Origin of the sequence: Bradyrhizobium sp. Ash2021, assembly GCF_031202265.1 — a bacterium.
GTDB lineage: Bacteria > Pseudomonadota > Alphaproteobacteria > Rhizobiales > Xanthobacteraceae > Bradyrhizobium.
Genome location: NZ_CP100604.1, coordinates 8,199,430 through 8,222,627, shown reverse-complemented (window position 1 = coordinate 8,222,627; position 23,198 = coordinate 8,199,430). Strand labels below are relative to the sequence as shown.

Below are 23,198 nucleotides of genomic sequence, written 5' to 3'. Positions count from 1 at the left end.
CGAGTCACTTTCGCAGGTCGCCGGATAAGTTTGAGGAGTATCTCAGCGAGGTCCCGCTGAGATTCGTAATCCTAGAACGTTAGCGGGCAGATTCAAAATCTCCGCGCGGGCGGCGCGCGAATAGATCACGAGCGCGAAAAGCTTGCTCTATTGATTATCGCCGAAGGGGAACGACAACGGCCGGCGGCCGGCCTTCAAGTCCGGCTGCGATGCGCTCGCCGACAAGATCGTTAAGGGTCCGGACCGGATCATCCGACTTGTTCACATAGCGGCCCGTCATCGATAGATCGCTATGCCGCAGAAGATCGCGCACCAAGAAGGCGTTTGCACCGGATTGGCCGGCATAGGTGCCCACCGTGTGTCGCAGATCATGCAGATGAACGTCCGCGAGGTCGGCCGCCGCGCGGATTTTCTGCCACGCCGCCTCCATGGCATCCTTTTTCAAGGGCTTTGACGAATCGAGTTTGCCGGGCAGTACCCATTCAGCGTCGTCGTCAGGCCTAAGGTTGAGAAGAATTTGACGCGCCGGGGCGTTGATCGTCACCGTTTGCGCACGCCCCGATTTCGTCGTCGGCAACAGGATGGTGCCAGCGTCGAGATCGATATGTTCCCACCGCAGGTTCAACACCTCGGAAAGGCGGCACCCGGTATAGAGCAGAAGCTCGACCGTGGCGGTGGTGACCCGTGGATAGACCGTTCTGCGGTGGTGCTCGGCCGGCAGATGCTTCGCCGTGGCCTTCGACGCCTTCACTATCCACGGCAAGCCGTCACTGGCAGCCAGCCTTAGGACCGCGCCGAGGCGGGCCAGTTCGTCCCCGGAAAGGAAGCGCTCGCGATGCTGCTCGGGGTGGCGCGGGATGCGCCGACAGGGATTGGTTCCCTCGGGGCGCATTTCCCACACCTCGGCTAGGCTAAAAACCTTGGAACAGACGGCACGCACCACGTTGGCCTGCCGGGGCGTTCCCGCCAGCGACCGGTGGAGCTTTTCGATATCGCCCCTGGTCACCGCGGCAACCTTCAATGCCTTGAGCGCCGGTCGGATATAGCGCTCGACGACCCGCTCCAATTCGGCGCGGATCGTGGTCTTGTTATGCTTGCGGACATGCTCCGCGACGTATCGATCGAGCAATTGGCCCATGTCCGGAGCGTTGCGGAATGCTTTGCGCGCGTCGGCCGGGTCTTTGCCCTCGGCCACTGCGTGCAGCACGTCCTTGGCAATCTTGCGCGCCTTATCCACCGTCATCGGCCCGTGCGCGCCGATCGTGAACCATCGCGAGCGGCCGTGCTTGTTCCGGTACTGCACGAAATAGGAGCGGTGCCCGCTCGGCATGACCCGTACGCCGAACCCCGCCAGGCTGGCGTCGAATGCCAGGATCGCTTTCGCAGCGGGCTTGAGGCTATCGACGTAGCGCTTCGTCAGCGCGCGGCTATTAACTTGCATGGCTCATCTCGACGGCTCGACGAGCGCCGGACGGCTGCGATTGGCAAGCCGTCGTGCAACTAACGCCCGTGGTTGTTGTATGGCGGACGGTCCGGACGGCTCTACGGCTTCACGCGGCCTATATAGACCAATTGCGCCCGCCAGCGCCGGCCGACGTCGGAGAGACGGCACCTTCCGTGCAAGCACTGTGCAAGCAGGAAGCAGCGAAACCCGGCGTGTCCCAACGAAGCCCATGGTGGAAGTACTGCCCGTAAAATAACGAAAATTCGTATCCCATCGCATAGCATGGGAACCGGTAGAAATTCAATATAACTGACTGTGGAACAGGAGGTCGGTGGTTCGAGCCCACCCAACTGTACCTATAAATCAATGGTTTACATCGATATCTACTTGGCGATGACCGTCTGGGGTAACTGCTGGGGTAGCGTTCAATCCGCTGCTAAGCCGCAATCGAAAAAGGCCCGCCGATGCCGGCGGGCCCGATGTCTGTATTGGTCGCCATTGAATCACCCGACAGCACTTGGCGCGCCGCCAGCCACCAACCCTAGCTGCTTCATGATGGCTTCCGGCGCGAACAGGCGGCATGCGTCGATAGACGAATGGTTAGGCCGCTTTCCATCCGGCAGCCCCGCAGAATGGCTCGCCGACGGCCATGTGACGTGCGACGTGCGTTGCCTCAACGAGGACGGCCCGCGAATGGCCGACGTCCGACTCGACGCGCTTCCGCAAGAGCAGCCATGGTCGCGTGTTGGTTGGCGCCTATTGTTTATCCGGCGTTCTTCGGGTACCGAACAAATCCGTTGATCGTGAAGCGAAAGAATACGCGAGCGGAACTTCTACGTTCTGGTATAGTTCGCGGCGTCCTTCCTCACATGTATTAGCCTTGAATTTGATTTTGCCTCGCGCGTAGCCCTTTGAGGTCGCGGCATGGACCTCGCTCAGTTCAGCTTCGAGCAGCCGTTCGCGACGATGAACGAGAGCCGCCCGAAGCGTGAGGCGGCCGGCGCCAGAGTCGAAATAAATCGCGGCTGTCATCTCCTGGGTGCAAGCGGTGGTTGAACTGTGCTAAGCGAGTATCTTGCAACTCGGAACGCTCGAGTATGGCGCATAAGATTTGCTGGCTTGAGAGAGTCCTAGGGGGGCTATGCGTACCGAAATTGAACACATGCGGGAGGCGCTCGCCTCCTATATTGAAGCAACTTACCACCTCTCAAACGCAAAGGTCGTCGATCTCCGCCGCCGATTGCTTATGGAGGGTGGTATTGCGCAAACGCCCTACATCGAGAGTACGCCCGCTTACGTTGGAGAGCGCAAGTTCGCCACTCTCGCGCTCTCTCCAGGGATCCGTGACCTGCTGACCCAGTTGGCATCCAAAGAGGCGGGCCAACTCCTTTTCGACCCGCCGTATGAGCATCAAGCCAAGGCGCTCGAATTGACTATGGGCGACAAAGCCGCCGGCACTGGAATTGTCGTCACCACCGGTACGGGGTCGGGCAAAACCGAGGCTTTCTTGCTCCCAATCCTGGCACGGCTCGCCGATGAGGCAATCTACCGCCCGAACCATTTTGCAAAGAGAGCAGTTCGAGCGTTGCTTCTCTATCCAATGAACGCTCTGGTTAACGACCAACTGGGTCGACTGCGTACGCTCTTTGGATCGTCGGCCGTCCGCAATGCCTTCACGACGGCCGCGAACCGGCCAGTTAAATTTGGCAGATACACGGGCCGTACACTCTATCCCGGTGTTAGAGATGGAAAACGCGACCAGACACGTCTCAAGACGCTCGAATACTATCTCAAGATCGAAGATAGCGCCCGTAACGGCAATAAGAAGGACCAGGACCTCGTCCGTACGTTGCAGGAGAAGGGTCGCTGGCCGGCCAAGCCGGACAGTCTCGTCGGTGCATTCGACGGCCTGCGTGAGTGGTACGGCAAACCCGGTCAGCACTGGGAAGACACCAACGGAGATGCACTCCGTGCAAATGAGCGTGATCAGGATTCCGAATTGCTCACGCGTCATGAGATCCAAGGAGCGTGCCCGGATCTGCTGGTCACCAACTACTCTATGCTCGAATACATGCTACTCAGGCCAATCGAGCGCGAGATATTCGCTGAGACGCGCGCGTTCTTCGAGGAACATCAGGATGAAAAATTTTTCCTGATCCTCGACGAGTCGCATCTCTATCGCGGCGCCAACGGCACCGAGGTCGCCTATCTGATTCGACGCCTCCTCGATCGGATCGGGCTGCCTTCGTCGCGCGTGATATTCATTGCGACTAGCGCATCCTTCTCGGATGCCGACTCGGCCACAAACTTCGTCTCAGGTTTGTCTGGCCTCGATCCCGCTGCGATCACTACGCTTACCGGCGAGAAGCGGGCGTTCCAACCCGCTGGGCAGGGCCCGGCGGATGTCGCCGAGGCTCTCGCTGGGGTATCACTCGCTGAGTTGCAATCATCTGCGCTTCAAGATCGGAGCAGAGTCCTCGTACCGCTCGCGAAGGTCGCCAAGGCAACCGGCTCGCCCGTGTTGCTCCGCCGCCTGGATAGCGGTCCATATGAAATTGCCGCTACCGAAGGCCAGCCGGGCCCGGGAGACCAGCCGGTGGGTGGCGTTTACGTCAAGGAGCGCTGCACCAAGACGATCAGCGGCTAACGGCCGGCCTCACCGAGGACTCTGCTAAGCTGCGATCAGCCTCTCGCTGGTTGCGAGTTCAAGGTCGCCTTCGGGTCAAACTCGGAAATACTCGCCAGGAGCAGATGTTTTCCACTTCACCCCCGAAAGCGGACATCCGACGTGCGGGCTGGGATGTGCGTTGCGTGCCAGAACCGGACTCGCACAGCCAACGCAATTCGCTTTCACTTTGGCGAGGGAGCAACGACAAGCTCAGCAGCGAGCGAGACTTTCGATTTTATGGAATTCGAGATGAAGCACTGTGCTTCGACGCTTTCCATGATTTCGCGGGCACGTTCGAGTTCGGCGTTGTCTTTGAGGCTTACGCGCGGTCGAACCATAACCTCTGTGATGCTGTACTTGCCTTCGATATCTTCGAGCAGGCCCTCGGCTTCACTTTCATATCGTACCGGAGTCAGGCCTTTCGCTTGGGCGAGCGTGAGGAAGGTCAGCATCATGCATGTATTGACTGAGCCCACGAGTAGCTCTTCAGGTGCCCAGATGTCTGGCTCGCCTTTAAACTCAGGCGGACTACCAACATTGATGTTCGCTTTTCCCGACGCAGAAAGCGTACCCCGTCGGGCGGAGCTCCAGGCTGTGTTGGCCTTGTAGCGAAAAGATTTGTAAGCTGTCTTTGTCGCCATGCAAACCTCCTAAACCGCGGTCGCCGAACGGGGCCTTAGCGTTTCGACAGTTCTGTCGAACCATATAAGTGAGGCAGCTTTAGTCTGAAATGGGTCAAACTCAGAAGTCCGGATGCTCAACCCGGAGGTCGGCTTTGCCCTCAATAACGGACATCGTCAGCCAAGCGTGTCAGGTCCGAAAAGGGCCATTAGGAGACGTCAGCACGGAGATTCCGGCGCGCAGACTGCTAATTCTCAATACGTGCATCCGACGGCTTGGGATCCTTGGGCCAATCCTTTACCTTGTCGGGGAAGTCCGGGCGCGGCATATGCGAGAAATACTCGGCAACGTCGACGGCGTCCTGATCCGAAAGTCCGCCTTGCCCCAGCGGGAATTTCTCACTGAAGCTGATCGGCATGTTGCGTTTCACGAACGCGGCCGCTGTGTACGTCCGCGCCATGCCAGCGCCGACATTGAATGAGCGGACGCCCCAAAGCGGTGGAAACACGACGCTACCATCGGCCCGCCTCAAGCCCTCGCCGTTATTGCCATGGCAAGCTGCACACTGCTCCACATACACACGCTTTCCATTCTCCACATTTGGCTTGATCGTTCTGTCCACCTTGCCAGTGCCGCGTCCGGGGACCTTGTCTTCCGGCTTAAACTCGCCCTTCATCCAGTCGAAATAGGCCACCATGGCTTTCAAATCCGCCCCATCTATAGGCAACACGACGCCATTCATGGATCGCCGGAAGCATCCGTTGATGCGCTCTTCGAGCGTTATCACCTTGCCTACGCGCGGGGCGTAGCTAGGAAAGAAGGCGGAGAGGCCGACGAAAGGTGAGCCGTCCGCCACAGTGCCGGCGTTTAGATGACAGCTGTTACAAGTCAAGTCACCGCCGACGTGCTGCGGCAGCAGCGTCCGGGTCTCAAGATGCAGTCGCATGCCACGGACAACTTCAGCTGCATTGGGAGCGGCAAGCAGATCCGCGAGGCGCGGCGTTTCAAATTTGGAGGAATCTGTGGTCTTGGGATCAAGTTCTGCACGTATCTTCGCCACGTCATACGGCGTCACCGGCTTGGCATTGTTGCCCCAACTGCTGCGCAAGAAGCTCAGAATTTCCGCCACTTCCCGATCAGAGAGGCGGGCAAAAGCCGGCATCGTCCAGACACGCGGATGGGTAGCGGTTTGAGCGGTTTGCGAGCCTGTCAGCATGATGTGTACCAGTGTGACCGGATCGGCGGACGAGACCGTCGGGTTCTGTACAAGCGGGGGGAAGATGCTTTCAACTCCGCCGCCATCCTCGCGATGGCAGTTCGAGCAGAACTGGACATATGCCAATCCGCCACGTGTCGAAAATAGAGCGTCGGATAGTTTCGATGGTTGAACACGCTCTGGCACCGACGGCACCGGCTGTTCATCTTGGCCCGGTGGCAGGGATTTCAGGTAGGTGGCTATGGCGATCAGGTCGTCATCGCTGAAGTGCTGGCTGCTTAAATGAATGACCTCCGCCATGCTTCCGGAAACCGTGCTAAAACGGTTTTGTCCCGTTTTCAGCAGCAGAGCCGTATCTTCCACGGTCCACAGATGGCGCAAGCTGAGGGCGCGCCACGCCTCGACCGTTGCGCCCGCGAGATAGTATTTGCCATTGGAACCTGCATCGCTCATCGCCTTCTCTTGGAAGCCGATGCCACGCGGCGTGTGGCAGGAGCCGCAATGCCCAAGGCCCTGTACGAGGTACGCGCCCCGATTCCAGGCAGCATCCCTTCCTGCGTCCGGCTTGAACCGCATGCCATCCAGAAACGCCCAATTCCAAAACATCAAGCCCCAGCGCATGCTGAAAGGCCAACGCATCTCCGCCGGCTGATTTGGCCTCTTGATCGGTGCTACACCGTCCTGAAGGTAAGCGTATAGCGCGCGCATGTCGTCGTCGCTTACTTTGGCGTAGGACGGATAGGGCATCGCGGGATATAGATTGTGCCCGTCGGCGGCCACGCCATTGCGCATCGCGTGATCGAATTGCGCAAACGAATATTGCCCGATGCCGGTTTGCTTGTCGGGAGTGATGTTGGTCGAAAACACTTTGCCGAACGGCGTCGCGAGTTCGCGTCCACCCGCCAACGGCGGCCCTTTCTCGGACGTGTGGCAGGCAACGCAGTCGCCCAGTCTTGCGACGTATTCACCGCGCGTAACCAGCGTTGTGCCTGGCGCGGAAGCTGCCAGCGCGCTCGCATCGGCATTGGCAGGTCCAGGTGCAGGATCAGCGGCCTGAACGGCCTGACCAAAAAAGAAAAGGCTGCCGAGAACCGCCAGCGGGCGCCGGATGTTTCTCATTGTCCAAGCCCCTGAAATCCAACTCGTTGGCGCTTAATGCAATTGCTCGTTGGAGGGACGTTGATCTATGTCAAGGTATTGCAGCGGGCCAGATTCCGACCCACCCTAATGTCTGAGGTGGGTCAAAAGCGTCGCCTTGGAGGTCCGGCGGTCACTTCCGGTCCACCCCGATCAACGGACATTAGCAAACCGGCACGACCGGTCCGTTTGGTGCCATTATCCGAAGTCAGTGGACTTCATTCGATAACCTCGTCAGCACGAGCGAGCAGCGTCGCCGGTATTTCGAGGTCGAGCGTTCTTGCAGTCTTGAGATTAATCACAAGTTCAAACTTAGTCGGTTGTACGACCGGCAGGTCGGCCGGACGCGCTCCCTTTAGAATGCGGCCGGTATAGACACCGATTTGACGATAGACATGCCGAATGCTGACGCCATAGCTCATCAGGCCGCCGGCGACAGCAAACTCCCGAAATTGATACATTGTTGGTATACTGTATCGTGCGCTTAATGAAACGAGCGTTTCCCGGCGCGTGTCGAAGAATGGAGAGGCGGCAACTGCCAACGCTCCAATGCGCTGTTGGGCAAGGGTTTCAAATGCCGCCTCGATCTCCCGATCCGTGTTAGCGCGCAAAACGTGCAGCTGGAGACGAATGGTCCGCGCTGCCTCCTGCACGTCGCTTAGTTGGCTGTCATAGAGTTGATAGTTCGGATTAAGGAGCACGCCGATCGCTGAAGTTTGTGGCACCAGTTCGTGCAATAGTCCGAGCCGCTTGGCTTCTAGGGTGCCAGCCAAGATATTTGTGCCGGTGGCGTTACCGCCCAGCCGATTGTAGCTCGCCACGAGGCCGAGCTTGATCGGATCACCGCCGATGGCAAAGACGATCGGAATAGTTGAGGTCGCCACTTTCGCCGCTAGTGCCGCTGGTTCGCCTCCTGTCGCGACCAAGACGGACACAGGCCGCCGAACGAGTTCTGCCGCCAGCCCGGCTAGTCGGTCATACTGGCCAAGCGCCCAGCGGTACTCGACGGTTACTGTCTGGCCTTCAACATAGCCGAGTTCGCTCAAGCCCTCGCGGAACGCTACAACGCGATCTGAGTAGGTGTCGGCTGACCCGCTATTGAGGAAACCAATGACAGGCAGTGCTGGCTGTTGCGCACGCGCTGCAAGCGGCCATGCCACCGTGCCGCCGAGGAGCGTAATGAACTCGCGTCGCTTCATGAACGTAAAACGCGATTTTGCAGTTGCGTAAGCCTAGCACTTTGCGACCGGGCCGCGAGCGAGAAATGGCACGCCCGATCCCAAAACGCTGATGACCCACGTCCGGATTGGGTCCGTTCGCGTCGTTCTGACTACCCGCCAAACACTTCCGGTCTACCCCTGTTAGCAGACCTTTTTAGACTCTGTCGGCATGTCTCAAAGGTGCCAGCTCCGCCATGACGGACTGGAAACCCCATCCGGCAACGCCGATGAATGCAATGGCAAGTAGGATCAAGAGGGGCGACATCTCACTTCCTTAGCATCGGCCACATGTTAAGCACGCAAGACCTTAATAGTCGGGTCAAAAACGGTCCTGACGCCCTTAAAATGGGATGTCTGTTTTTCTCCCGAAAGCAGACATCGGTCAGCTGCGCTGCCGATTGCGATGTCATCGTCTACTACGGTCGAGCGAAGCTCACTGACAAGCACCTCGCCTCCAAGATCCATTGCGTTAACAGCGAGATTTTCGCATGGCTGGAGCGCTGTGAGCAACAGCGTAGGGGGAAGCAGCCACCGTCACGTTGCAGAGCGATAGATAATCCAGATTACGACGAGAGCCGCCAGAACGAGTATCCAATTGGAAATTTGGGTACCCGCTATCGATGTTTTCCGGCTAAACCATTCCATGGCCTTCCTCCCAGCTAAGACCGCCTCACTTGGGCGGCCTCCCACGCCTTCAACACCCCGACGATATCACCGATTTCCCAAAGCCGCTCGGTTACCGTTGCGGCCATGGCCTCGCATTCTGGCCACACGCAAAAAGCCGCCAAGGTCTCCCTCGACGGCTGGTAGCAGTCTCCAGCTGAGGCTCATGCGGATGAAGGTGCCGATAGAGGTTCAACACCTCGGGCAAATCGTGTTGCGTCGCAAAGCGGACAATGGCTTCGTTCATCCGCCGATTCCACCAATTAATTAGAATGTGGAACTATAGCTGCCTAAACTTGGCACGCGGAGGACGTGAGAGACCTATCGACAGAATTAGTTTGGAAGCCGCCGACTTCCGTTAATGGGATGGTCCGGCCGTGCTCCTGCCCCGCCAGCAAGCGAAGCTGGCAAGGGGCGCCAAAGACAAGGAGCACGCCATGTCTCAGACACCCAATACCGCGATCGCCGTGATCGGCATCGATATCGGCAAGAACTCGTTCCACGTTGTGGGCCACGATGCGCGCGGCGCCATCGCACTGCGGCAAAAGTGGTCGCGTGGCCAAGTGGAGGCGCGGCTCGCCAATATACCGCCTTGCCTGATCGGCATGGAAGCCTGCGTCGGCGCCCATCACCTGAGCCGCAAACTCGCATCGCTGGGTCACGATGCCAGATTGATGCCGGCCAAATATGTCCGCCCCTATAGCAAGGGACAGAAGAACGACTTCAATGATGCCGAAGCGATTGCCGAAGCCGTGCAGCGCCCGACGATGAAGTTCGTGGCGACCAAGACCGCGGAGCAACTGGATCTGCAGGCGCTGCATCGGGTGCGCGAGCGACTGGTGTCGCAACGCACCGGCATCATCAACCAGATTCGCGCCTTCATGTTGGAACGCGGGATCGCCGTGCGCCAAGGTATCGGCTTCCTGCGCACGGAACTGCCCACCATCCTTGCGACGCGCACCGATGCCCTGTCGCCACGCATGTTGCGTGTCATCGAGGAGTTGGCAGGCGACTGGCGCCGACTGAATCAGCGTATCGATGGCCTCTCCGGCGAGATCGAAGCCCTGGCCCGTCAAGATCAGGCATGTTCGCGCCTGATGACGGTGCCCGGCATCGGGCCGATCATTTCGAGCGCCATGGTGGCCGCGATCGGCACTGGAGACGTATTCTCCAAAGGCCGCGACTTCGGCGCCTGGCTCGGACTGGTGCCCAAGCAGATCTCGACGGGAGACCGCACGATCCTCGGCAAAATCTCCAGGCGCGGCAATCGCTACCTGCGCGTTCTGTTCGTGCAGGCGGCATGGGTTGTGCTTGTGAAGGTGAAGCCCACCAGGTGGGGCTATGGGCTCAAGCGATGGATCGAGGCGGCCAAGAAGCGGCTGCATCACAACGTGCTCGCGACCGCGCTCGCCAACAAACTTGCCCGCATCGCCTGGGCGGTGCTGGCCAAAGGACGCGCCTTCGAGCTGACGAGGACCGACGATGCAGGCGTCCGACCCGCTTGATCCTCGCGCCGTGCTCGGCGCGGTCAAGGCGCAGCCTGGCAACGCCGGCGCCCGCCGCAAGCCAAGCGCGACGGCCGGCCTTGACCGCCCCTGCGCGCGACGCGATCGACGTTCTGCGGGCCGGGACGAAGGAACGGCCCTTGGCTCGAACAAAGGAACTGCGCGACATGAGGAGCAAGCGATGACGTAACCCTATCAACAGTTTCCAGCCGAGGTCTGCGAGAGGATGAGACGAGATGGAGGTTCGGTCTTCCGAGCGCGTGCGAACACTGGTGACCCAGATGGCCCAATCGAGGCCTGTCTGGGCCATAACCGGTCGTGAGCAGATGCAGCAAACGAACGTGCGCCAATGGGCTATTCGATCAACTCGTCGGCGCGGGCGAGCAGCGTCGCTGGCACAGTAATGCCAAGCGCCTTGGCGGTTTTCATATTGATGACCAGTTGGAAGCGAGTTGGCTGCTCGACCGGCAAATCGGCGGGCTGGGCGCCTTTGAGGATTTTGTCGACGTACACGGCAGCTTTGCGAAAAAGGTCCGCATATACCGGGGAGTACGACATCAGCCCGCCTTGGTCGACGAACCAGCGCGGCACGGAAACCGCCGGCACGCGGTGTTGCAGTGCCAGCTCGGCGGTGCGCTTGCTCGGCAGGCTGGGCTGAACGATGATGGCGTCGGGCCGGTCTTTCTCCATCGCGGCGAAAGCGCTCTCGAACTCCTCATTGTTGCTAATCCTGATTGGTTTGATTGCGGTTCCGGTGGCTTCGCCGCCAAGCTGGATCTGTTCGAGGAAAGGTTTGGAGAAGGGATCGGTCGCGTTGGCCAGAGCGGTGACCCGGCGCGCCGACGGTAGCAGGTCGCGGATCAATTGGACGCTCTTGCCGGCCAGTTCGGCGGTTACGCTCGCGATGCCGGTGACATTTCCACCCGGTCGGTGAAGGCTCATGACCAAGCCCGTGCCGATCGGATCTCCGGTCTCGGCCATCACGATCGGGATTTCCCGCGTCGCTTGCTTTGCCGCCACAGCGGTAGGCGTGAACCAAGTGACAATGACATCGACCTTGAGACGAACCAGCTCAGCTGCCAGTTCGGGAAGCCGATCGATCCGTCCTTCCGCCGACCGAAACTCAAATCGAATGTTCTGCCCCTCGATATACCCCAGATCGCGTAGTCCCTGCCGAAACTCCCGCCAGAATTCTTCCGGGCTTATATTGCCAATAACCAGCGCGCCGATGGTTGGCACCTTCGGCTGCTGCGCGCGCGCCGCGAGCGGCCACGCGACCGCCGCGCCGCCCAGTGTGAATATGAATTCTCGCCGTCGGATGTGGATTGCCATGCGATCCCTCTCGCCGGAGATCGTGTGCATCCCAATAGAAGGGACAATACCACGCTTTAGCGAAGGAACGAACAATGCTTTTGCGCTGCGAAGTCTTGAGCCGCCCATGTCTCAGTTGGGTCATTCGCGACCGATCCAGCCGGGCCTGCCTGCCATCTGATGTCCGCTCCGGTCCGAAAGCGACCGAAGCGCTGCATCGCCGCGAAATGACGCGAAGGGCCAACGCACTAAATCGCTGCGCGATAGTTCGCCCGTTGAGGCGGTGCGGCTTGCCTGCGAGCATGGTGGCCGCGGGTAGAAACGTAGAACGTCCGCAAATTCCGCGTCCGAGATGCGGAAGACCACATCTGCATCGTCAAGAATTTGAATGACGAACACCGTGCAATCGGAGAAGCAGTGATCATCTTGACGAGTAGGTTGAAACAGTTTCGGTTGGACAAAATTGAGGTTTGTTGCAGTCTTCAAAAATTGGTTCGCCCTATGATGCTCCATGGCTGTCGCAAGGCTGATCGCGCAGAAGTTGTCGAACGTGACCTTTTTACAACGCCTAACTCTTTGAAATCACATAAGAGGCAAAAGGAGCTTTCCCCACTTGTGCAACACTCGTGCCATAACGCCAAAGTTGTGCATCCCTTCGAGGCCAGTACACCCTTCGAAAAATTACCCGGCACTCAAATCACGTACCGCGGTTAAATCTCCATAGCGCCCGCGGCACCGCCGGTGCCCCACTTCCCGCGATTTCGTGCCTTGGCGCTTTTCGGACGCCGGTCGTCGGAGCGCGTCGATAGCCTCGTCAAGCCGGCATCCGAAAACCTGCACATTACCGGACTCATGCACCGCAGCAAAGTGTGATTTGCTTACCTCAATATGCGACGGATAGAACTTATCCCGGAATTGCAAGCGCGACGGAGCATGCGAGGGCTGATTGTGACGCAGTCTATTGCGGCACATAGGGAGAGTGAAGTTGAATGCAGCACCCAGTTGCCCGTTCGACGTGGCCCATAGCCTTCACGGCGTCCGACTTTTTAACGGCATAATCGACAAGCGCGGGCGCGGACCCGGTTAGGTTTCCACAACCGTCGATATTCTGTATTCTTCGTGCGTCAATCAACGCTGATGCGTCTCAAAAGGGAGCTGCGGCTAAACATGCATGCGATGAAAGCGATCGCCATCATAGTGCTCCTGCTCCTGGTCGTGGTGAACGCTCTGGAATTGCTGCCGGCAGCGAGCGCATTCCAAATGTATCTATCGGGTGGGGCGGTGGCGCTGAGCCTTGTCGCGCTGATAGCGATCCTGGTCGGGCGCGGCCCGTCACGGGATAACCGAAGTGCTGGCGCTGAGGCGGCCCGACCGATGCCTGTTACGACTCGCGCAAACCAGGCAGACGCCGAGATCGTCAACTTTTTGGCGATGCTACAGGCAAGGGGCCGGCTGGTCGATTTCCTGATGGACGACATCAACGCGCATGATGACGCCCAGGTTGGGGCAGCCGCGCGCGTGGTCCATGCCGGATGCAAGACCGCCCTGCTGGAGCACTTCCGAATCTCCCCCCTGCGTGCAGAGAGCGAGGGATCGACGGTGCAGGTCGCCGCTGGCTATTCGCCGGACGAGTACCGACTGCTGGGCAAGATCAGCGGCCCAGCGCCGTTCTCGGGAGTGCTTGTCCACCACGGCTGGAAAACGGATGCGGTGAATCTACCGCGCGTTTTGCGGAGCTCGACCGATCGACTTCCAGCAATCGCTCCGGCGGAGGTGGAACTGAGATAAGCGGGCTCGCATCGGCCGGCTGCCGGACGCCCGAGTCGGATCACGTACAACCGGTGCTTTCCATCACGCGCTGCTATTGACGCGAATTGACAGCACGACAACCAGGACAACCCTCTCATGAGCGCTCGTTTCAGTCTTGCTATCGACCTCGGCACCAGCAACAGCGCAATCGCGATCGCCGATCTCGAGAGTGGTGAGACCAGGATTATCGAAATCGCGCAGACCCTAGGACCAAATCAGATCGGCGAGATGCCGACACTGCCGTCCGCCATTTATATTCCGCACTCCGAGGAGTTCCCGGAGAGTTCGTTTCCTCTGCCCTGGAACGATGCCGGGGAGCGCGCGATCATTGGCCAGTTCGCGCGCGAGCGGGGGGCGCTCGTGCCTGATCGCCTCGCGACCTCCGCCAAATCCTGGCTGTCCAACCCGCATATCGACCCGAAGCAGCGGATCCTGCCTTGGCGATCCGACATCGCGGAAGAGAAGCTCTCGCCATTCGAATGCTCACGCCTTTACCTCCAACATCTCAGGGACGCGTTCCTGCATACCGAACGGGCGCAGGGGCGGGATTGGGACCTCTCGGAAGGCGAGATCGTTGTAACCGTTCCTGCCTCGTTCGATGAGGTCGCAAGAAGCCTCACCGCCGAGGCCGCCAAGGCTGCGGGGCTTGAGGACGTCACATTGCTGGAGGAGCCGCAGGCTGCATTCTACGCCTGGATGGCGCAGACGCGCAGAGAATGGCGAAACCTGATTGCTGATGGCGATATCGTGCTGGTCTGCGATGTCGGTGGCGGGACAGCCGATTTCAGCTTGATCGCGGTCACAGATGTCGAAGGCCGCCTGGAACTTGAGCGTGTCAGCGTCGGCGAGCACATTCTGCTAGGAGTCCGTCCAGATAGGTGCTGCGACGGGCATTTATTGGCATGTTAGCCGGCTCAGGCAGCCTTTGCGAGGGTGAACAGCTTCAGGAGGTTGTGGGCGGTGCAGATCATGGCCCACTCGGCACGCACTTTTTCGACACCCCGCAACAGGAACTGGCGGAAGCCGCGCGCCTGTTTGATCTGTCCGAAGACCGGTTCGACCACTTGCTTTCTCAATCGGTAGGGCGTTTCGAAGCCGCCATCGTCGATCTTCTTTCGCATCCGTTGGGTCAGCGGTCCGCCGATTTTTCCGTTCGCGGCTGTCGGGTGCTTGGCGCGTCCAGGCGCGACATAGCCGTCAACGCGATGTGCTTCGAGCGCTTCGAGATTGGATTCGCTGCAGTAGCCGGAGTCCGCTGAGGCCTGCTCCGGCGTGCGGCCGAGATTGTTCTCGATGGCCTCGATCAGGGGCACCAGCTGGCCCTGATCGTTGCCGCACTGCGTCAGTTCGTGCGCGACAATGATCTGGGCGCCTGCGTCGACGGCGGCCTGTGCATTATAGGCCTGAACGAAGCCATCCTTCGACTTCATGATGCGGCTTTCCGGATCGGTGAAGTTGCGTTGCGACTTGGGATCAGGCTGGTCCGATGCCGGCGCCGCCGGTTTGCCCGGCTTCTTGCGGCCTTCGGCTTGGCGCTGCTGTTCCTTTTCGGCCTCGATGCGACGCTCTTCCTCCGCGGCCAGCCTGGCGTCGGCCTCCAGCGCCGCCATCGCCTGCTGGATCTTCGCCAGCCGCTTCTCCTTGTCGCCAGCCCAATCCGGCAGCTCGTCGCCGCGTTTGTCTTTGCCGAAAGTCTCGTCCTCCTGAGCATCCGCCGCCTCAGCGGCCGCCAGCATGCGAGCGACCTCGGCTTTCAATTCCGCCTCGCGTTTCTTCATGCGCTCATAACTCATCGCTTTATGTTTCGACGCGTTCGCTTTGATCTTCGTGCCATCAAGCGCGACATGGCCGAGTTTGACCAGCCCTGCCGTCTCGCACAACTTCAGAACCTGCAGGAACAGTGCGCCGAGCGCCTTCAAATGCCGCTTGCGGAAGTCGCTGATCGTGCGAAAATCCGGCGGATCGAGCGCGACAATCATTACAAAATCATTCCGTTCGCGGCAGGCCTTCGCGATCCGCCGCGATGAATACAGCCCACTCGCATAGCCGTGCAGCACAAGCGCCACCATCATGCGCGGGTCGAACGGCGGCTGCCCGAGCCCGCTCACATAGCTGCCCGTGATCTCCTTGAGATCGAGGCTCTCCCGCACCAGTTCAACGATAAACCGCGAGACATGGCCTTTCGGCACGAAGTCCTGCACATTCGGCGGCAGAAGCAGCGTCTGATCGATATTCCAGGGGCGAAAATACTTGCTCATCGCCCAAGGTTGAATCAGACTCGCTCAGAATTGAACAGCCACTATTCGGACAGGCTCCTAGGTGGCGACAATATGGATTTGGCGCTCGCATATGCGCTGAACGCCAAGCTTGAGGCCGCGGGCAAACGGCTGGACTCCTGGCAGTTCCTGGCGCTCGTGCATGCCGCCTCCAAAGCCAAGATCGTCCTGATTGATGATGGCGGGCTGGCGCAGGCGCCAATCGCGGTCCCCTCGCGCGGCTCCAGCCTGCTTGCCAAGACTGTCTCAACGACTCTCGATCGCGAGATGCTGGAGCAAGTTGTTGTCGACGGTTTTTTCGCCAGAACCTGCCTTGACGACCTGCCGCGCGAGAGCGGTATGGCAGGGCTGCAGGAATTCGGTCTGCCCTATGCTTCCGATCCGGTCGTCAGCAAGCATATCGCCCGGTTTCTCGCTCAGAGCCTGCAGAACGTGAAGGCAAGCGAAAAGCTTGCCGCTCTGGTGGGAGCATCGGCTGGCGCGCAGATGCTGATGCCGACCGCGGTCTTGTTCAATGGGGGCGTTTTCAAGGCCGCGCCAATCCGCACCCGGGTGCTTGATCTGCTGGCGTCCTGGAATGGGGGCCAGCCAGTCCGCGAATTACAGGGTTTCGAACCAGACCTCGCCGTCGCACGCGGCGGCGCGATCTACGGACGTCTCCGCGCCACTGGCAAGGGCATGCGCATTAAGGCCGGCGCGGCGCGCTCCTATTACATCGGCCTGGAAACGTCGATGCCCGCCATTCCGGGCTACAAGCCGCCGCTGAAGGCATTGTGTGTTGTCCCGCAGGGGATGCAGGAAGGCACGGAACTGCTGATCGAAGGACGCGAGTTCGGCCTTGTCACCGGCCGCACGGCGGAGTTTCGGTTTTTCTCCTCCTCGGTACGAAGCGGCGATACGCCGGGACAGATACTCCCCGACGCCGAGCGTGAGCTTGATGACGCTGGCCTGCTCGAAGTCGCGATCCCGGCACTGGACGTCCCGGTGGGGCAGGTGGTGCCGGTCCGCGTCAGCCCCGTCGTCACCGAACTTGGCATCCTTGAGCTTTGGATGAGGCACACGAACTCCGATCGCCGATGGAAGGTTGAGTTCCAGGTCCGCACGGAATAGGAGCCGGACCGCCTCTGGAGGTAATTCTTGACGAAAGACCGCGCCCGCTTCGCCATTGGTATTGATCTCGGCACGACCAACTCCGCACTCGCATTCGCGCCACTGGTCGGCGAGGGGACGCCAGAGGTCCTTCTCGTCCCGCAATGGGAAGGCCTGGCGAGTCTGACCGAGAAGCCAACGCTACCTTCTTTCCTGTACCTGCCAGAGGAAGCGGTCGCAGCACACTTGCGCGGTGAGGAGGTCGGAGCCGGGCAATGGATCGTCGGCCTTTTTGCACGCATGAAGGCAAGCGAAGCGCCCGGACGGGTCGTCCATTCCGCGAAGTCGTGGCTTTGCCATCACGCCGCCGACCGGTCGGCACCCTTTCTGCCATGGGGATCGACGGTTCTGGCACGTGAGCAGAAAATCTCACCGGTACGCGCCTCGGCACTGATTCTGAACTATCTGCGGGGGATCTGGAACAGCCGGTTTGCCCAGGCCGGGTTTGCGTTCGATGATCAGGACATCACGGTTACCGTCCCGGCTTCCTTCGATGCGGCGGCGCAGCGGCTGACGATTACCGCCGCCGAGGAAGCGGGCTTCCCCGGCGATGTGCGACTGCTCGAAGAGCCGCAGGCTGCGTTCTATTGCTGGCTGGAAAGCCACGACCCAGCGCGCGAATTATGGCAGCGGCCGGACAACGGCGATGTCGGGCTGCGACACGTGTTGGTCATCGATATCGGCGGCGGCACCTCGGATTTCAGCATTTTTGAAGTTCGCCTCAACGAGCCAACGCCGGAGCCTGACATCAGGCGTGTCGCGGTGAGCGAGCACACGCTGCTCGGCGGCGACAATATCGACCTTGCCGTCGCCCATTTCCTGGAGCCGCGGCTTGCCGGGGCGGGCGGCCAGCTTTCCGGCCCGCAATGGGATCAGCTCGTCGCCGCCTGCCGTCATCTGAAAGAGCACGCGCTGGCCACTACGGGGCCGCCGGATGAGCGGTTCGTTGTTGCACTGGCCGGTCGCGGGTCGGGGATGGTCGGCGGCTCGCAGGCGGCGACGGTGATGCGGGCGGAAATCGAGAGCCTATTGCTGGACGGATTTTTTCCCTTCTGCGACGCGGCGGCGCGGCCGTACCGGACGCACGCGGCACTGAGGGAATGGGGGCTTCCTTATCCTCCCGACAGCGCGATAACCCGACACCTTGCCGAATTCCTCAACGATCGCCCGCGCATTGATGCCGTCCTGTTCAACGGCGGATCCGTCCGACCGCCGCTCCTGCGCCAAAGACTCCGCGAGCAGATCGGAGGCTGGCAGGACGGCTACGTACCGCAGGTTCTGGAGAACGAGGAGCCGGATCTGGCGGTGGCGCGCGGAGCCGCGCGATTTGGTGCCCTTCTCCACCACCGTTCGGGCCGCATCGCCGCTGGGGCCGCCGCTGCGATCTTTCTCGAAGTGGAGGGGATACAGGCAACGGATCGCGAGACTGTGCGTCCACCCCTCGTATGCGTTCTTCCTCAGGGTGCAGCGCCGTCGCAGCTTTTTGAGATCGCTGATCTTGGGCTTAAGCTCCGCACCGATCAGCTGGTGCGCTTCCAGGCTTATTCCTCAACCCGGAAGAGCGTCAGCCGGGCCGGAGACATCGTTTCCTGGTCCGAAGGCGAATTTCACCCGTTGCCCCCGCTCCAGACCGTCGTCAGGACGGCTGAGCTATCCGGTCCGGAAGCGGGCGGGATGTTGCCCGTCGGTCTGACGGCGCGGATGAACGCACTGGGGCTGCTCCACATCTCGTGCGTCAGCGCCGACCCCGCCGTCCAGCAGTCCTGGCCGCTGGAATTCAACATGCGCGAGCACGTCCAAGGCGTCGCGGGCGCGCCCGGTGCGGGGCGGGCGCTGGAGGCAAACGCTCCGATTGAACCGAACGCTTCAGCGGACGCGCTGGAAACGGCACGCAGGCAGATCGGGATCGTGTTCACCCAGCCTGCCAATAACAGCAAAAAGAACAAGATTACTGCTGCCACGATCCTCAAGGGTATGGAGCGCATCCTCGCGTCTGCCAGAAGTGAATGGAACGGGCCCCTGCTGCGCGCCCTTTGGCCTGCGCTCGAGGAGCGGCGGGACGACAGACGACGTTCGGCGGACCACGAAGAGGCATGGCTCATCATGGCTGGATTTCTGTTGCGCCCGGGCTTCGGCGTTGTCCGGGACGACCTTCGTATCGATGCCCTGTGGCGGGTGCACGATGATGGCTCGTGTTTTCCCGGTCGGCGCATCAAGAGCCAGGAATACATCCTCTGGCGCCGGGTGGCGGGCGGGCTCACGCGCGAACGCCAGACCAGGCTTATGGCCGGAGAGATCGACAGGATCCGCAGCGGCAGGGCGCCCGACGAACTCGTGCGCCTGGCTGGATCCCTGGAACTGATCCACCACGACACCAAGGCGGAACTGGTGCGTCGCTTCTGCGACATCGCGGTGACGCTTGCACGGGCCAAGCGGCACTGCGCTCCTTATCTTGCGGCGCTCGGACTCCTGCTCAACCGAACTCCGCTCTACGCAGGGCCGGAGACTGTCGTCTCGCCCGATCTCGTCGAGCACGCGTATCAGGCTTTCCAGCGCTTCGATTGGACTACGCCGGAGTTGCTCGACCTGCAGATTCTGTTCCTCCGGGCCGCGCGCGTCGTCGACGATCGGAGCCTGGATCTACCCATGCCTTTGCGCGGCCTGATTGCCAGCAAGCTGGAGAAATCCGGCGTCCCTGCGCTGCAGACCGCAAAAATCAAAGGGTTCGTTCCGATCGGACGATCCGACCGGGCCAGTCTACACGACGATTCACTCCCTCCCGGTCTGATCTTGATCGAATAGACATGCGCGAGGCCCGCGCCGCTAGCGGCCATGCCGCCGCCGCGCCGCCGAGAAGCGTGATGAAGTCGCAAGCACTGTCGCCGCCGCAGCGGTTTAACGTAAGTTAATGTTTCTGCTAGTTTGACGCGCCGCATATCGGACATCCCGTGTTTGTTGCGATGGTTCGGCTTCGGGTCCAGGCTGCGTGAAAACGCGAGGAAGCTCGATCGCGATAGAACAAGTTAGTCGTTCAAGACCGTTTCAAGTGCCCACATTGCAAGCCCATTCAATTTCGAGGTCGAACTCAAGAATATCATTCTCGTCGCGCTTCGAGATTTTGAGTTTTCACACAGCCTGGGTCAAAAGCTGACGAGGGCGACTGTTAGATTGATGTCGGGATAGGGCCGATTTTGTTGCAAAAGTCGGTTGAGTAAGACCTCGAACGGTGATTCCGTTGTGCTGACGCGAATTGATGGCCTCTTCGGCGAACTCAACGTTTACGACGATAACGCGCTGGCCAATCTTGGCGCGATCCAAGTTTATACATACGGTTGTGGGGGCGATCCTGATCAATCAAAGCCCAAATCAGGGGTGGGCGGAGCCCAACGAAATATGACACGCTTGGGATCATCTTAGATGAGGCTAAAGCCGCGTCGCGCGATGGTGCATTATGCGCTGCCACTTATGTGCTGTCGCGCGCAAAGATTGTTTCAACAAAGCCGCTGCCGGCTTTCCGAGTCGAGCGTGTTTGAGATTTGGGATACCGGCCTGATCACTATCCACCCTCTTAAGCATGCAAACTGTCAATATGGCTTCAAATCAGCCTAGATGTACGAGCGGTTAAAGCGAAGGTTTGCACTCATCCAGTAGCCAGTGATCGATAATGAAGTAAAGGGGCGCGAAACGGCCTTCCGCGTCGTCGTCAATGGTGCGGATTTGGATAGACGCGTCGCTTTGCAGGCGTTTGAGAGCCTCTGTCTGAATCTCAAATCGCAGCATGGCGATTTCGTCCGCCTTCGCAAATCCCGCCGGATAGGAATAGGCGCGCCGCAAACCTGTCGCGATGTCGTTCACGACGGCGACTGTTGATGCGATAACCTTCGTATCCGCCGCATGCAAAATCCGGCGCATCGGCAGCGTCGCGCTCGCCATGTCGCGAAATAAGTCCTTTTGGTCGCGGGGAAGGGGATGAGCGCTGCCAAACTTCTTGAATGTCTTAGCGCAGTATTGTTCTACGGCATAAACGTCCTTCAAGAATGCCGCGTCGAGTTGTGCTAGCGAATATCGTTGCATGTAAATGTCTAATTGCTTCGCATCGTTATCGGCGCGTTCAATGAAATGAGCAAGAAGATGAGCATTGGCCGTTCTGACGCGCTGACCGGTCGTTATATAAAGAAGGCGCATCTGATCGACAAAGACCGTTGCGAGCTTTAGGGCTATCAAATTCGCGGCGAGCGCGGATCGCTCGGCGTTCGATGCGCTCCAGGATTCAAAGAGGCCGAGCACTTTGGCTTCAAAAGCGGGATTTCCAAAATTGTTGATGACCGTATTATCGCCGCCAATCAGATCTCCGACGATTCTCCCGATGTTACCGGAGACAAGGACGCCATTGAAGGTATTGCCGGTTCCGCTATCCGCGCCGGCGCCGTCCATGTTCGCGCGGTCACTCATGGTTGGGCTACCTTGCGGGCTCATTCGCTGGTCAAGCTGTCGAGTTCTGCTTCTATGCCGCCTAATTCCTCCGATGCGTTGGACGTACTGGCTCTGCGTATTGACCCTAACCGCCGTTCGCGAGTCAGAAGGCTCAATTGTTCAAGGAGACCTTCTACGTCGTTTTTCAGCTCGCCTCGTTGCAGGAATTGAAGCCTGCCGCTGTAATATCGCGACAAGACATGCGGCCAGTTTTCTTCCAGATGGTGTATGACGCCGCACACGCTCGTGCGGGCCGCGGTTGGAAGCCGCGATCCCTCGTAGGGGTCCATGGCCTTCAGTTGCTGATCACTTAGCGCTGAAACGTCAAGACGTGACAACTGCTCAAGGAGAGCGCGCATTGGGCTTGACACGGCTATGACCGTGGCATGCAAGAAATAGGTTTCGCAGGCGTCGAGATATTTCTGTATCTCCACTGGTATGCCGTCTAATTCCCGAATTGAAATTCGGAATGCTTGAAGCTCCATCCGGGTTTCGCGCGTTTCGAGGTGGCGCCTGGAAAGAAGCTGTAAGGCGACATTTAGGGAAGTCGGATCGTTATCGTCTAACAATCTCTCAACGTCGCCGAAGGTCGTCAGATAAATGCTGTGCACCGATTTCATGGCGCCATGTAGCGGATCGAGAGCTTCTCTGATCCAGAAGGACAAAGTGGGGGATCGCTCCCCGACTGGAGCATAAAGGCGTCTCTTGGCTGAAGCGTCCTCGAGAAGTGAGGATGCACGTTGCATGAATTCCAGCGCTGTTCTCAGCGTCTCGGAGGTCTCGGGATTTTCAATAAGCGTGAGGTTAAGCTCAATTTTGTCGCGACCAACAACGTCACCGTCTACGTCGCCCATCGTTCCGGATATGGTAACTCCGTTCCGTCTGTCCCGTTTTATCATGATATCGTCCTGTTCGACATCTTGCAGCGTTCTGTTGGAGGCGAACGTAGCCCGACGAAGCAATTCAGACGGAGGTCGTATCGTCTTCTTCGGCGTCCTTTGTTGCCGGCGCATCGCCAGCGCCTTCAAACTTCTTGAGAATAAGCCCCGTAAGTGGCCCCACAATCTTGCCAAGCAGTGGCGTGGCGAAGGCGCTCACAATGGAGCCTGTCGCTTCCGGGACCAGCTTCACCAGCTTTTGCAGTAGAGTGGCCATGACGCTATCTTTGGATTTGCTTCCCTTGGCTACTTCTTTCTTCAGTGCTTCAAGCGTTTCATTGGCCTCTGGGCTCACGTGCGCATCCGAGGCTTCTATCTTTTTGGAGAGAGAGCCGAATGCTTCATCGATCTTTGAGATGTTGACGGTGTTTTTGTCGCGGCCGATGACGTCACCACCGACACTACCAATTCTCCCGGAGACACTAACCCCGCCTGACTGCTTTCCTGAGCTGGCCTTCTTGGCTTTCTTTGCCTTAGGCTTCCTCTCCATGTTATCCTCCGTTGCAATGCCGGGGTCATAAAATCTGTGGGAGTATAACCGTAGTCCTCGGCGCTAAATAGCCCTATGACAGACGAAGTTTTCAGCAGGTGACACGGCTCGCGACTACTGGCCCCGTTATGCAAACGGTGGAGCCTCGTTGTCAAAGCTGGATTCCATGCAGTTCGTCTCCTCGGCCGTATTTGATGGACGGACGCCCCGCCTGTGGTCGGAGACGACTGTCACCCGTGTCGCCAGCTACCTGCTTGGCACATGCTAAACATCGGACG

The 23,198-nt window shown here is 59.4% G+C and carries 15 protein-coding genes; 6 read left to right on the top strand and 9 right to left on the bottom strand.

Annotated features, from left to right (window positions below):
* Window positions 1–154: 154 nt before the first annotated feature.
* A complete protein-coding gene (locus tag NL528_RS39610; protein ID WP_309179759.1) occupies window positions 155–1,441 on the bottom strand; it encodes a site-specific integrase in 1,287 nt (428 codons plus the stop codon).
* 1,144 nt (window positions 1,442–2,585) lie between these two features.
* Between NL528_RS39610 and NL528_RS39605 the strand changes: the two genes are divergently transcribed.
* Window positions 2,586–4,091 (top strand): DEAD/DEAH box helicase, encoded by a 1,506-nt coding sequence (locus tag NL528_RS39605; protein WP_309179758.1) that lies wholly within the window; start codon window positions 2,586–2,588, stop codon window positions 4,089–4,091.
* Window positions 4,092–4,294: 203 nt separating this feature from the next.
* Here the strand turns inward: NL528_RS39605 and NL528_RS39600 are convergent, their stop codons facing one another.
* The 3 genes from NL528_RS39600 to NL528_RS39590 form a co-directional block, all read right to left on the bottom strand.
* Window positions 4,295–4,753, bottom strand: coding sequence for an OsmC family protein (locus NL528_RS39600; protein WP_309179757.1), 459 nt, complete (start codon window positions 4,751–4,753; stop codon window positions 4,295–4,297).
* 227 nt (window positions 4,754–4,980) lie between these two features.
* On the bottom strand, window positions 4,981–7,068 hold the full coding sequence (locus NL528_RS39595; protein ID WP_309179756.1) for a c-type cytochrome: 2,088 nt from the start codon (window positions 7,066–7,068) through the stop codon (window positions 4,981–4,983).
* Between the two features lie 236 nt (window positions 7,069–7,304).
* Window positions 7,305–8,285: an ABC transporter substrate-binding protein gene (locus NL528_RS39590; protein WP_309179755.1), complete on the bottom strand. Its 981-nt coding sequence runs from the start codon at window positions 8,283–8,285 to the stop codon at window positions 7,305–7,307.
* A gap of 1,121 nt (window positions 8,286–9,406) precedes the next feature.
* Here NL528_RS39590 and NL528_RS39585 point away from each other — a divergent pair.
* The gene (locus NL528_RS39585; RefSeq protein ID WP_309179754.1) at window positions 9,407–10,474 is read left to right on the top strand and encodes an IS110 family transposase; all 1,068 of its coding nucleotides are present in this window, start codon (window positions 9,407–9,409) and stop codon (window positions 10,472–10,474) included.
* Window positions 10,475–10,828: 354 nt separating this feature from the next.
* Here NL528_RS39585 and NL528_RS39580 read toward each other — a convergent pair whose 3' ends face one another.
* Complete coding sequence (locus tag NL528_RS39580; protein WP_309179753.1) at window positions 10,829–11,914, bottom strand: ABC transporter substrate-binding protein; 1,086 nt, start codon at window positions 11,912–11,914, stop codon at window positions 10,829–10,831.
* Between the two features lie 1,038 nt (window positions 11,915–12,952).
* Here NL528_RS39580 and NL528_RS39575 point away from each other — a divergent pair.
* Both NL528_RS39575 and NL528_RS39570 read left to right on the top strand, forming a co-directional pair.
* On the top strand, window positions 12,953–13,573 hold the full coding sequence (locus NL528_RS39575) for a DUF2760 domain-containing protein (protein WP_309179752.1): 621 nt from the start codon (window positions 12,953–12,955) through the stop codon (window positions 13,571–13,573).
* Between the two features lie 117 nt (window positions 13,574–13,690).
* On the top strand, window positions 13,691–14,503 hold the full coding sequence (locus tag NL528_RS39570; protein ID WP_309179751.1) for an Hsp70 family protein: 813 nt from the start codon (window positions 13,691–13,693) through the stop codon (window positions 14,501–14,503).
* 5 nt (window positions 14,504–14,508) lie between these two features.
* Here NL528_RS39570 and NL528_RS39565 read toward each other — a convergent pair whose 3' ends face one another.
* Complete coding sequence (locus NL528_RS39565; RefSeq protein ID WP_074272158.1) at window positions 14,509–15,852, bottom strand: IS1182 family transposase; 1,344 nt, start codon at window positions 15,850–15,852, stop codon at window positions 14,509–14,511.
* Here NL528_RS39565 and NL528_RS39560 point away from each other — a divergent pair.
* Window positions 15,769–16,980 carry a hypothetical protein gene (locus NL528_RS39560; RefSeq protein ID WP_309179750.1) on the top strand — a complete coding sequence of 404 codons (1,212 nt, stop codon included), beginning with the start codon at window positions 15,769–15,771 and terminating at the stop codon, window positions 16,978–16,980. The two genes, NL528_RS39565 and NL528_RS39560, sit on opposite strands and share 84 nt — an antisense overlap.
* Before the next feature lie 27 nt (window positions 16,981–17,007).
* The gene (locus NL528_RS39555) at window positions 17,008–19,821 is read left to right on the top strand and encodes an Hsp70 family protein (RefSeq protein ID WP_309179749.1); all 2,814 of its coding nucleotides are present in this window, start codon (window positions 17,008–17,010) and stop codon (window positions 19,819–19,821) included.
* 819 nt (window positions 19,822–20,640) lie between these two features.
* Here NL528_RS39555 and NL528_RS39550 read toward each other — a convergent pair.
* From NL528_RS39550 to NL528_RS39540, 3 genes are all read right to left on the bottom strand, one after another.
* Window positions 20,641–21,471, bottom strand: coding sequence for a hypothetical protein (locus NL528_RS39550; RefSeq protein ID WP_309179748.1), 831 nt, complete (start codon window positions 21,469–21,471; stop codon window positions 20,641–20,643).
* Window positions 21,472–21,491: 20 nt separating this feature from the next.
* Window positions 21,492–22,391, bottom strand: a complete 900-nt coding sequence (locus NL528_RS39545; protein ID WP_309179747.1) for a hypothetical protein — start codon at window positions 22,389–22,391, stop codon at window positions 21,492–21,494.
* A 64-nt stretch (window positions 22,392–22,455) separates the two neighbouring features.
* Window positions 22,456–22,920, bottom strand: a complete 465-nt coding sequence (locus tag NL528_RS39540; RefSeq protein ID WP_309179746.1) for a hypothetical protein — start codon at window positions 22,918–22,920, stop codon at window positions 22,456–22,458.
* Window positions 22,921–23,198 lie beyond the last annotated feature (278 nt).

Bases quoted from the DNA above. Each gene is read 5' to 3' on its own strand.
- NL528_RS39610 (WP_309179759.1), bottom strand. From the start codon at position 1,441: ATGCAAGTTAATAGCCGCGCGCTGACGAAGCGCTACGTCGATAGCCTC.
- NL528_RS39605 (WP_309179758.1), top strand. From the start codon at position 2,586: ATGCGTACCGAAATTGAACACATGCGGGAGGCGCTCGCCTCCTATATT.
- NL528_RS39600 (WP_309179757.1), bottom strand. From the start codon at position 4,753: ATGGCGACAAAGACAGCTTACAAATCTTTTCGCTACAAGGCCAACACA.
- NL528_RS39595 (WP_309179756.1), bottom strand. From the start codon at position 7,068: ATGAGAAACATCCGGCGCCCGCTGGCGGTTCTCGGCAGCCTTTTCTTT.
- NL528_RS39590 (WP_309179755.1), bottom strand. From the start codon at position 8,285: ATGAAGCGACGCGAGTTCATTACGCTCCTCGGCGGCACGGTGGCATGG.
- NL528_RS39585 (WP_309179754.1), top strand. From the start codon at position 9,407: ATGTCTCAGACACCCAATACCGCGATCGCCGTGATCGGCATCGATATC.
- NL528_RS39580 (WP_309179753.1), bottom strand. From the start codon at position 11,914: ATGGGCGGCTCAAGACTTCGCAGCGCAAAAGCATTGTTCGTTCCTTCG.
- NL528_RS39575 (WP_309179752.1), top strand. From the start codon at position 12,953: ATGCATGCGATGAAAGCGATCGCCATCATAGTGCTCCTGCTCCTGGTC.
- NL528_RS39570 (WP_309179751.1), top strand. From the start codon at position 13,691: ATGAGCGCTCGTTTCAGTCTTGCTATCGACCTCGGCACCAGCAACAGC.
- NL528_RS39560 (WP_309179750.1), top strand. From the start codon at position 15,769: ATGGCCTTTCGGCACGAAGTCCTGCACATTCGGCGGCAGAAGCAGCGT.
- NL528_RS39565 (WP_074272158.1), bottom strand. From the start codon at position 15,852: ATGAGCAAGTATTTTCGCCCCTGGAATATCGATCAGACGCTGCTTCTG.
- NL528_RS39550 (WP_309179748.1), bottom strand. From the start codon at position 21,471: ATGAGTGACCGCGCGAACATGGACGGCGCCGGCGCGGATAGCGGAACC.
- NL528_RS39545 (WP_309179747.1), bottom strand. From the start codon at position 22,391: ATGATAAAACGGGACAGACGGAACGGAGTTACCATATCCGGAACGATG.
- NL528_RS39540 (WP_309179746.1), bottom strand. From the start codon at position 22,920: ATGGAGAGGAAGCCTAAGGCAAAGAAAGCCAAGAAGGCCAGCTCAGGA.